The organism is Streptomyces lycii (assembly GCF_009735685.1).
Lineage (GTDB): Bacteria > Actinomycetota > Actinomycetes > Streptomycetales > Streptomycetaceae > Streptomyces > Streptomyces lycii.
The window spans coordinates 1-9,700 of the sequence record NZ_WHPN01000360.1; the positions used below are offsets into that span (position 1 = coordinate 1).

Annotated in this window: 8 protein-coding genes and 1 tRNA gene; 5 read left to right on the plus strand and 4 right to left on the minus strand. The window is 71.0% G+C overall.

The window, feature by feature from the left end; all coding sequences use genetic code 11:
• On the plus strand, positions 1–1,169 hold a 1,169-nt coding region (locus GCU69_RS24135; RefSeq protein ID WP_156207166.1), incomplete at its 5' end, for a PP2C family protein-serine/threonine phosphatase.
• On the opposite strand, the gene GCU69_RS24140 is transcribed toward GCU69_RS24135, so the two are convergent.
• From GCU69_RS24140 to GCU69_RS24150, 3 genes are all read right to left on the minus strand, one after another.
• Positions 1,132–2,919, minus strand: coding sequence for a DEAD/DEAH box helicase (locus GCU69_RS24140; RefSeq protein ID WP_098752115.1), 1,788 nt, complete (start codon positions 2,917–2,919; stop codon positions 1,132–1,134). The genes GCU69_RS24135 and GCU69_RS24140 overlap by 38 nt on opposite strands.
• A 103-nt stretch (positions 2,920–3,022) precedes the next feature.
• Positions 3,023–3,184 (minus strand): hypothetical protein, encoded by a 162-nt coding sequence (locus GCU69_RS24145; RefSeq protein ID WP_156207167.1) that lies wholly within the window; start codon positions 3,182–3,184, stop codon positions 3,023–3,025.
• A gap of 276 nt (positions 3,185–3,460) precedes the next feature.
• Positions 3,461–5,077 carry an MFS transporter gene (locus GCU69_RS24150; RefSeq protein ID WP_098752116.1) on the minus strand — a complete coding sequence of 539 codons (1,617 nt, stop codon included), beginning with the start codon at positions 5,075–5,077 and terminating at the stop codon, positions 3,461–3,463.
• 173 nt (positions 5,078–5,250) lie between these two features.
• On the opposite strand from GCU69_RS24150, the gene GCU69_RS24155 reads away from it, so the two are divergent.
• A complete protein-coding gene (locus GCU69_RS24155; RefSeq protein ID WP_156207168.1) occupies positions 5,251–5,634 on the plus strand; it encodes a VOC family protein in 384 nt (127 codons plus the stop codon).
• Between the two features lie 1,164 nt (positions 5,635–6,798).
• On the opposite strand, the gene GCU69_RS24165 is transcribed toward GCU69_RS24155, so the two are convergent.
• Positions 6,799–7,032: a hypothetical protein gene (locus tag GCU69_RS24165; RefSeq protein WP_156207169.1), complete on the minus strand. Its 234-nt coding sequence runs from the start codon at positions 7,030–7,032 to the stop codon at positions 6,799–6,801.
• A 430-nt stretch (positions 7,033–7,462) separates the two neighbouring features.
• Here GCU69_RS24165 and GCU69_RS24170 point away from each other — a divergent pair, with 430 nt between their 5' ends.
• The 3 genes from GCU69_RS24170 to GCU69_RS24180 all read left to right on the plus strand — a co-directional run.
• Positions 7,463–8,341 carry an alpha/beta fold hydrolase gene (locus GCU69_RS24170; protein ID WP_156207170.1) on the plus strand — a complete coding sequence of 293 codons (879 nt, stop codon included), beginning with the start codon at positions 7,463–7,465 and terminating at the stop codon, positions 8,339–8,341.
• 162 nt (positions 8,342–8,503) lie between these two features.
• A tRNA-Cys gene (locus GCU69_RS24175) sits at positions 8,504–8,578 on the plus strand.
• A 277-nt stretch (positions 8,579–8,855) separates the two neighbouring features.
• On the plus strand, positions 8,856–9,700 hold an 845-nt coding region (locus GCU69_RS24180; RefSeq protein ID WP_156207171.1), incomplete at its 3' end, for a C45 family autoproteolytic acyltransferase/hydolase.

Here is a 9,700-nt window from a genome sequence, read left to right on the forward strand (position 1 = left end):
CTCCGTGCGGCTTCCTCTCCACCCGCCCGGACGGCACCATCATCAAGATCAACGGCACCCTGCTGCACTGGCTCGACCACACCCGCGCCGAGCTGGTCGGACGCCGTCGCTTCACCGATCTGCTCACCGTCGGCGGCAAGCTCTACCACGAGACCCACTTCGCGCCGCTGCTGCGCATGCAGGGCGAGATCGGCGGCATCGCGCTGGAGCTGAGACGGGCCGACGGCGGCCGGCTGCCGGTCCTGGTGACCTCCGTGCTCCGGCACGGCAAGGACGGGCGGCCCGCCGTCGTCCGCACCACCGTCTTCGACGCCCACGACCGCCGCTCCTACGAGCGGGAGCTGCTGCGCGCCCGCCGGCAGGCCGACGAGGAGCGCGACCGGCTCCAGAAACTGGTCACCACCCTGCAGCGCAGCCTGCTCCCGCCGGCGCTGCCGCAGGTGCCCGGGGTCGAGGCCGCCGCCCACTACCGCATCGCCTCCCCCGACCGGGTGGGGGGCGACTTCTACGACCTGTTCCCGCTCCGCGGCGACCGGTGGGGGTTCTTCCTCGGTGACGTCTCCGGCAAGGGCCCGGAGGCCGCGACCGTCACCTCACTGATCCGCTACACGCTGCGGGCCGCCGCGGAGACCGCGCCCGACCTGACCGGCGTGCTCCGCACCCTCAACACCGCCGTGCTGCACCAGGACCACCCGGGCGGCCAGCCACGCTTCTGCACGGTGGTCTACGGCGAACTCGCACCGGACGGCGACGGCGTCGCCCTGACCCTCGCCGGCGGCGGGCACCCGCCGGCCCTGCTGCTGCACGCCGACTCCACCGCGACGTACCGCTTCACGCCCGGCGGGATGCTCGTCGGCGTCGCGGAGGACGCGGAGTTCGCCACCGCCCGCGCCCGGCTGGCCCCCGGCGACACCCTGCTGCTCTACACCGACGGACTCACCGAGGCCCGCACCGACGACTTTGGCGGCCGCTACGGCGAGGAGGCCCTGCACGCCTTCGCCGCCGCTCTCGCACCCGCCCGCCCGGCCGCCGTCGTCGCGGCGGTGTCGGACCTGCTGACCGGGTTCGGCGAGGGACTGGACGACGACGCCGCGGTGCTCGCGCTGGGCGTGCCGCCGCGGGTCCCGGCCGTCAGCGCATCCGGGTCGCCCACTCCTGCACCTTCTTGATGCGCTCGCGGAGCTGACCCGCCGTCGCCTCCGCGCTCGGCGGGCCACCGCACACCCGCCGCAGCTCGGTGTGGATCACCCCGTGCGGCTTGCCGCTCTGGTGGACGTAGGCGCCGACGAGGCTGTTCAGCTGCTTCCGCAGCTCCAGCAGCTCCTTGTGGGTGACGACCGGCCGCCGCTCCGCCGGGAGTTCGAGCAGATCGGCCTCCTCGGCCGGCTTCTTCCGGCTGTGCGCGATCTGCCGGGCCTGCCGCTTCTGGAGCAGCATCTGCACCTGGTCCGGCTCCAGCAGCCCGGGGATGCCGAGGTAGTCCTGCTCCTCCTCGCTGCCCGGGTGCGCCTGCATGCCGAACTCGGCGCCGTCGTACAGCACCCGGTCGAACACGGCGTCGGACTCCAGCGCCTCGAACGGCAGCTGGTCGTCCTCGCCGGTGTCCTCGTCCTGTTCCCTCTCCGCCTCGTCGAGCAGCTTCTGCTCCTCGGCGAACGGGTCCTCCTCCCCGTCCTTCTTCGGCTTGTCGAGCACGTGGTCGCGCTCGACCTCCATCTCGTTCGCGAAGCCGAGCAGGTCGGGGATGGTCGGCAGGAACACCGACGCGGTCTCGCCGCGCCGCCGGGAGCGGACGAAGCGGCCGACGGCCTGGGCGAAGAACAGCGGTGTGGAGATGGTCGTCGCGTACACCCCGACCGCCAGCCGCGGCACGTCGACGCCCTCCGAGACCATGCGGACGGCGACCATCCAGCGGTCCTCGGAGTGGCTGAACTCGTCGATCCGCTCCGAGGCGCCCGTGTCGTCGGAGAGCACGACCGTCGCCGCGCTGCCGGTGATCTCCCGGATCAGCTTGGCGTACGAGCGGGCCGAGTCCTGGTCGGCGGCGATCACCAGCCCGCCCGCGTCCGGGATCGCCTTCCGCACCTCGGTGAGCCGCTGGTCGGCGGCCTTGAGGACGTTCGGCATCCAGTCGCCGCGCGGGTCGAGCGCGGTGCGCCACGCCTGCGAGACGGCGTCCTTCGTCATCGGCTCGCCGAGCCGCGCCTCGATCTCGTCACCGGCCTTGGTGCGCCAGCGCATGCTGCCGCTGTACGACAGGAAGATCACCGGGCGGACGACGCCGTCGGCGAGCGCGTTGCCGTAGCCGTACGTGTAGTCGGCGGCGGAACGGCGGATTCCGTCGTTGCCCTCCTCGTACGCGACGAAGGGGATCGGGTTGGTGTCGGAGCGGAACGGGGTGCCGGTGAGCGCCAGCCGCCGGGTCGCGGGCTCGAACGCCTCCAGGCAGGCCTCACCCCAGGACTTGGAGTCACCGGCGTGGTGGATCTCGTCGAGGATCACGAGGGTCTTGCGCTGCTCGACCCGGTTGCGGTGCAGCATCGGGCGGACGCCGACGCCCGCGTAGGTGATCGCGATGCCGTGGTACTCCCGGCCGAGCGGACCGGCTGAATACTCCGGGTCCAGCTTGATCCCGACCCGGGCGGCCGCCTCCGCCCACTGCTTCTTCAGGTGCTCGGTCGGCGCGACGACGGTCACCTGCTGCACGACATGGTGGTGCAGCAGCCAGGAGGCGAGCGTCAGCGCGAACGTCGTCTTGCCGGCGCCCGGCGTGGCCACGGCGAGGAAGTCCCGCGGCTGGGTCTGGATGTACCGGTCCATTGCCGCCTGCTGCCAGGCACGCAGCTTGTTCGCCGTACCCCAGGGGGCCCGGCCGGGGAAGGCGGGCGACAGGTGATGGGAGGTGGTGGAGGTAGTCACGGTCTCCGCTGGCTGGCTCGGGAACGACAACCGCGTCAGCCTATCGGGACCCGCTGCGGCGCTCCCCGGCCCCGCCACGGGTCCGCCCCGGATGGGACGCGGCTCACACCGCGGTGCGCGGCGGGCGCGGACGGCGGCGCGCGAAGTCCTCGGCGCCGCCCGGTCCGCCGGCGGCAGCGCCCATGACGTGCTCGTACCCGGCAGCCCCCATGACGTGCTCGTACGCGGCAACGCCCATGAGGTGCTCGTACGCGGCAGCGCCCATGAGGTGCTCGTACGCTGCTTCGTGCGCCGCCCTGGCCGACGTCTGCCATGTCCGGGCCGTCGAGGAGGTCCGGGAAGACGGCCGTGCCCGTCCGGGCCGTCCGCCGCGCGCCCTCCCCGGGTGCGGACACAGCGCCACCGGCGCGAGGCTCCGCTGCGTACGGAAACAGCGCTCGGCTGCGTGCGGAAACAGCGCTCCCCGGGTACGAAGGCAGCGCTGTCTGGGTACGGAAGCAGCGCTTCCCGCGTGCGGAAGCGGCGTTCCCCGGCCGGTCCGTCAGCCCTCGGCCCGCGCGGAGGGCCGCAGCCGGCCCGCGATCCAGGCGCCCACCAGGGCGACGGCCGCCATCGTCAGATAGACGGCCGTGAACGCGGCCGGGCGGCTCGCCGGGGCGCCGGCCGACACCGCCGCGTGCGCTCCCGCCGCCACCGAACCGCCACCCGCCGCGACGAACAGGATGCCGCTCAGCCCGACCAGGGTGATGTTGCCCAGCGCGTCGGAGACCTGGAGCGAGGCCGAGTTGGAGCCCGCGTCCTCGGGCGGGGAGAGCCGCAGCAGCAGCACGCTGGCGCTGGAGATCGTCAGCCCCATGCCGAAGCCGCCGACCGCCCAGGACACCGCGACGACCGTCCACGGCGCCCAGGAGGGCAGCCCGTCGAGGAGCGCCAGGGCCGGGCCCGCGATGGCCGCGGCCATCAGCACCATGCCCAGCTGGATCAGCCGCTCCCGGTACGGCTCCAGCCGCTCGCGGCTCTGCACGTACGAGCCCGCCGCCCAGGTCAGCCCGCCCGCCGTGAGCGACAGCCCGGCCAGCGTCGCCGACAGCCCGCGCTCGGTGACCAGCATCAGCGGCACGAACGTCTCCGCGCCCAGGAAGGAGCCAGCCGCGACACCGCGCAGCAGGATCACCGACGGCAGCCCGCGCGCCGAGCGGAACGTCCCGCGGGGCAGCAGCCGCAGCACGGCCGGCACCAGCAGCGCGGCACCGGCGGCGGCCGGGAGCAGCGCCACCGCGGTCAGATCCTGTCCGGCGTACTGGAGGAGGCCCGCACCGACGGCCACCGCGAGCGCGAGCAGGATCCGGCGGCGGTTCATCACGGCCGTGCGGCCGCCGCCGTCCGGCAGCTTGCGGAGCGCGGGAAGCATCACGGCCAGCGGCAGCAGCACGAGCACGGGTATCGCGAGGAACACCCAGCGCCAGCCGAGCCCTTCGGTGACCGTCCCGGCCACCAGCGGGCCGACGATGACGGGCAGCACCCAGGCGGCGGAGAAGGACGCCATGACGGCCGGCCGCAGCCGCTCCGGATAGGCCCGGCCCACGACGACGTACAGCGCGACGATCACCAGCCCGCCGCCGGTGCCCTGCACGGCCCGGCCACCGACGAAGGTCCACATGTCCTGCGCGGAACCGGAGATCACCAGTCCGGTGCCGAACGCGGCGATCCCGCTGAACAGCGGGATGAGCGGGCCCTTCCGGTCGCACCACTCGCCGGACAGGGCCATCGCGAAGAGGCTGGCGGTGAAATAGCCGGAGAAGGCGTACGCGTAGAGCGGGATGCCGTCGAGGGCCTGGGCGGCGATGGGCATGGCGGTGTTGACCGCGCTGGCCTCGAAGGCGATCAGCGAGACGACGGAGATGATCCCGAGCGTGAGCCCCCGGAACGGCCGCCGCCAGATGCTGTCCGCCGCCGGCCGGCCGTCCCCGCCGACCCCGGTCCCGCTCCCGCCCCGGGCGGCCGGGGGCTTCCCCGCCCCGGGCCCGCCGGACGCCGGGGCGGCGGCTGCGGGCGCGGCGGCTCCGGGATCGCCCGGGGCCGCCGGAAGCAGTGGTGCCGAGGGGTCTTCCGGGGCTGCGGCGACGGCGGTGGTGTCGCGGGTGGTCGGCTCGGTCATGGCGTCAGCGTAAGGGGCACCACGGACATACGCCCCTGTCGCAGGACCGGGGTCGCCTCGGGCTTCGGTCCTAGGCCGTGTATCGAAAGTGCTGCCGTGCGCCTGAGCTGTGTGCGCGAAGGCTGAGCGCGACTCGGTGGCGGCTGGAGCGGAAGTGAGGAAGGCTCGCGCTCATGGTTTCGGTAGTGCAGAACGTGGCGATTGACTGTGAAGATGCCTATGAGTTGGCCCGGTTCTGGAGCAGAGTGACTGGCTGTTCACTGCATCCCGAGGACAAACCGGGTGACCGGGAGACTCAGGTACTCCTGGCGGAGGGCCCGGTGTTGTACTTCAACCAGGTGCCCGAGTCCAAGAAGACCAAGAACCGAATCCATCTGTGTTTGCGCCCTGAGACCTCGCGAGAGCAGGAGGTGGAACGGCTGCTGGGCCTCGGTGCCACCCTCATCACCGATCACCGGAATCCCGATGGCTCCGGCTGGGCAGTCCTTGCTGACCCCGAAGGCAACGAATTCTGCGTTCTTCGCAGCGAGTCCGAACGTGCCGCGATGGGTTCCTGACACCCACGCGCCGTCCTGGCCGGTTTCGCAGGACCGCTGTCACAGCCACTCGTCGATGGTCGCCTCGTGGCGGACCGCGAGCTTGTCGTACCTTGTGGCCACGGCGCGGTGCCTTGAGGCGATTGGTGCCACACTCGACCACGTGGCGGGCCTTGTGATCCTCCGGGCCGAAATTCGGCGGACGGCCGCTGCGGGAACCAAGCTTCTTGCGGTTGCGGGCTTGTTCGGCCTGACCCGGGATGGCGCAGCGGATTCCCCGGCGGCGCAGGCAGGCCCGGTTCTCAGGGGAGGCGTACGCCTCGCCGGCCCGCACGCGGTCGGGGCGGACGCGTGGCAGGCCCGGCCCGGTGCAGTGCGAGCGGATATCGGCGCCCGGCTCAGCAGTGCATGCCCGGTTGAGCCGGGCGCCGATGCTGTGCTGTCTGCTTGTACCGGCCATTGACACCGGCCCGTCTTCGCGGGCCGCACCCGATGGTTCGTGAACCGTCCCGACATCACCCATAAGTCAGCTTCCGACGGCCGGCGGAGGGGGAGGCGGCGGGTACGGGGGGCGAGTGGAGGGCGGGAAATGCGGTGATGATGCCGCCTGGCGAGTGCGCCGCCGAATGCCTGAGACGGCGGCCAGGACAGTGCTGAACACATGCACCCCGGCGGCAATACCCGTTATCCGATACATCCTGGCCATATCTGGAGGGAGATGTGACGGTGACACTCTCCCCAGGGGGTCGATGAGCACTCTCAGCCTGGCACCTTCTTCCCATTCCGCACACGACACCTTCCCATGCAGTGACGTACCGTCCGATCGGGCGATCTCGCACGATTCGACCTTCGACCGGACATTGACCTCTTTGTCCACGACGACAACATCGGTCCAAACACCGCGATCCGCCATGATGATGTTGTCACTGAAACCCCAAAATCCCACAAGCAATGCGATTGCCGAAAAGACGTTCAAGAGCACGAGAACAACTCGCCGACCGAACTCCGTGACCCGGCGCAGTGTGGCATACGCAAGAGCGGCTGCCGCACCGAAAACGATATACGTGAGCCAATCCTCCATCGTCAGCCCAAGAAATACACAAAGCAGAAAAAGGCCGTAGACGGAGAGAGACAGGGAGAGTGCAGTGAACACAATCACGGCAGGCGATGCCGAGTTTTCGAATTCTATAACACGTCGAGTCCATGAAGGTCGGACTGCGAGAATTTACCGAGGCGCTCGATTCCGTATGACCACTCGTCGCCGAACTCGTCCATACGCTCCGCCAGTTTCGCTGCCCCCATGGAGCTTCCATCAACTTTTTTCATTTCTCGGCCGGGTTTCTTCATCAGCTCCGAAATACGCTTGATATTGCATTGCACTCGGTCCAGCATGTCCATATCGATATACAGGTCGCTCATGAAACCCTCTTCTGCCGACGCCCGACTCAGCCGAGCAGCACGTCATCACAGAGCATGACCGTTCGGTCACACCGGCGAACCAAGCTATCAGCGGCCAACGACCTCCTGGCGTCGTCCTGGCGTCGGGTAGGACGGCGCCAGGGACGGCAAGTGGTCGAGCGGAGCCGAACAGTGCTGGTCACCGACTCACGACCCGGGCGGTCTCGTCCAGCAGCGGCTGCAACAAGCCAATGAAGCCCGAATTGCTGACTCTCATGCCGATCGATCGTGCTGCGGAGCTGCGAGATCGGGACGGACCTGAGCACGTTGCACGTGGACAAGCTCCAGCGACCGGCATACGGACAACCGGGCTCCGAGTCGGGGAGCGCGGTACAGCGCCGGGGAGCGGATGCCGGAGGCTGGAACGCCGTGCAGCGGGCACGATCAAGGCATGCCGTATTTCCGCTCGTACGACGACGCCGAACTCGCCTACCGGGTTCTGCCCGCACGCGACGGCTCCGCCGCCCCGCCGCTGGTGTGCCTCGCGGGCGGGCCGGCCCGGGACGCCGCGTATCTCGGGGATCTCGGCGGTTTGAACGCGCACCGGCCCCTCGTGATTCCCGATGCCCGGGGCACCGGCGACTCCCCCTCCGCGACGCCCCCTTCCGACTACGCCTTTCCGCGCACCGCCGAGGACGTCGAGGCGCTGCGCGCCCACCTGGGCCTGGAGCGGTTCGCGCTGCTCGCGCACGACGCGGCGGCCGCGACAGCACAGGCGTACGCCGCCGCGCACGGCGACCGGCTCAGCCGGCTGGTGCTGCTCTGCCCGGGCTCCCGGCTCCAGGGCGAACTTCCCGACGACGCCCGGGAGATCTTCGCCGAGCGGCGCCACGAACCGTGGTGGCCGGACGCGGTGGCCGCCATGGACCGGCTCGCCACCGTCTCCGACCTGGAGGAGGTGCGCCAACTGCTTCTCCGGGCCGCGCCGATGGCGTACGGACGCTGGGAGGAGCCGCAGCGGGCCCATGCCGCCACCGAGGGCGACCAGCTCAACCCGGTGCCGCGCGCGGGCTTCTGGCAGGGCGTGGACGAAGCGGCCCGGCAGGCGCTGCTCGCGCGGCTGCGGGAAGTGCGCTGCCCGCTCCTGGTGGTCACCGGCGAACTGGACGCGCTGACGGGGATCCGGGCGGGCGAGGTGGTCGCCGCCTCCTTCCCGTCCGCGTCACCGGAACCGGTCGTCCGGACGCTGAAGGGTGCGGGCCACTATCCGTGGGTGGACGAGCCGGCCGCGCTGCGCGAGGTGGTGGAGGACTTCCTGCGGCAGCCGTGACGGCAGTCGCCCGTGCCTGCCGTGACGGTCGGCTCCCGTCGGCTCCGTCGACTCCGTCGGCTCCGTCCGCTGTGAACGCCGCATGACAGTCGTGTGGCAGCCGTTCCGGAGCCCTTGGTGTCGTGCCCCGGCCCGCATACCGTCGTCGGCACAGGAGCACACGGCCGTGTGCCCGAGTGGTTGAGGGGCTCGCCTGCAAAGCGAGTTACGCGGGTTCGATTCCCGCCACGGCCTCCACGCAGCGGAACCCCGGTCCGCCGCTCAGGCGGACCGGGGACTACACGTGTCCGGAGGTCCCGGAGCCATGTGTCCGGAGCCCGTGTTCCCGACCCCCGGCGCTTCTCCGACGCGTGACCCGGCCGCCTGCCTGGCACCGGCCGCGCTCGCGTTCAGCCGCTTCAGCCGCTTCAGCACATTTAGCGCCTCGCCGCCGACGGCGGCCACCTGGCGAATACCCGTCCAATTGGTTAGGTTGCCCTCTCTTCGTCCGATCCCCACAAGGTGAGTGGCAGCCGTGCGGCAACAGCACAAGACCTTCCAGGCGATCGAGGTCGGTGACGGCGGCGACGGGCGGTGGGCCGCCTACGCCCGGCCTCTGTGGCAGGAGATGGAGGCCCTGCTGACCGAGGAGGGCCGCACTCCGGAGGGCGCGGATCGTTTCCGGGCGCTGTTCCGTGCGCACATGCCGGAAATGGCGCCGGTTCTGGAGCACTTGGCCGTCCAACTCGACCGGCCCGGGGCCGAGGTCTTCCTCACCCACGCGGCACTGCGGCCGTTCTCCCCGGCCTGCACCCAGATCGGCCAGAACGGCACCCTGCTGCGCAACTATGACCTACGGCCCGACCAGTGCGAGGGGGTCATCGTCTCCTCCTGCCTCCTGCGCCCCGTGATCGGGATGCAGGACATGCTGTGGGGCTTGCTGGACGGGATGAACGACGCCGGTCTCGCGGTCTCGCTCACCTGGGGCGGACGTTCCGCCCACGGACGCGGCTTCGCCATTCTCGTCGTGGTGCGCTACCTGCTGGAGACGTGCGACACCGTCGACGAGGCGGTCGCCAGGCTGCGGTCCCTGCCGGTCGCCGTCCCGCAGAACCTCACCCTCGTCGACGCCGTGAAGGCGGTGACGGTGTTCGTGGGACCGGACATGCCGCCGACGGTGGCCCCGGATGCCTGCGCCGCCAACCACCAGCACCTGCCGGTGACCGACGAGCAGGAGCGGGCCCTGCGGACTCAGGAGCGGCTGCGCGCCATTCGCGCCGCGGGTGCGGACGTGGCGGCGATGCTGAAGCCGCCGCTGTACCGACCCGTCGACGAGCAGGGGTCGAGAACGCTCTACACAGCCCACTACCGGCCCGCCGA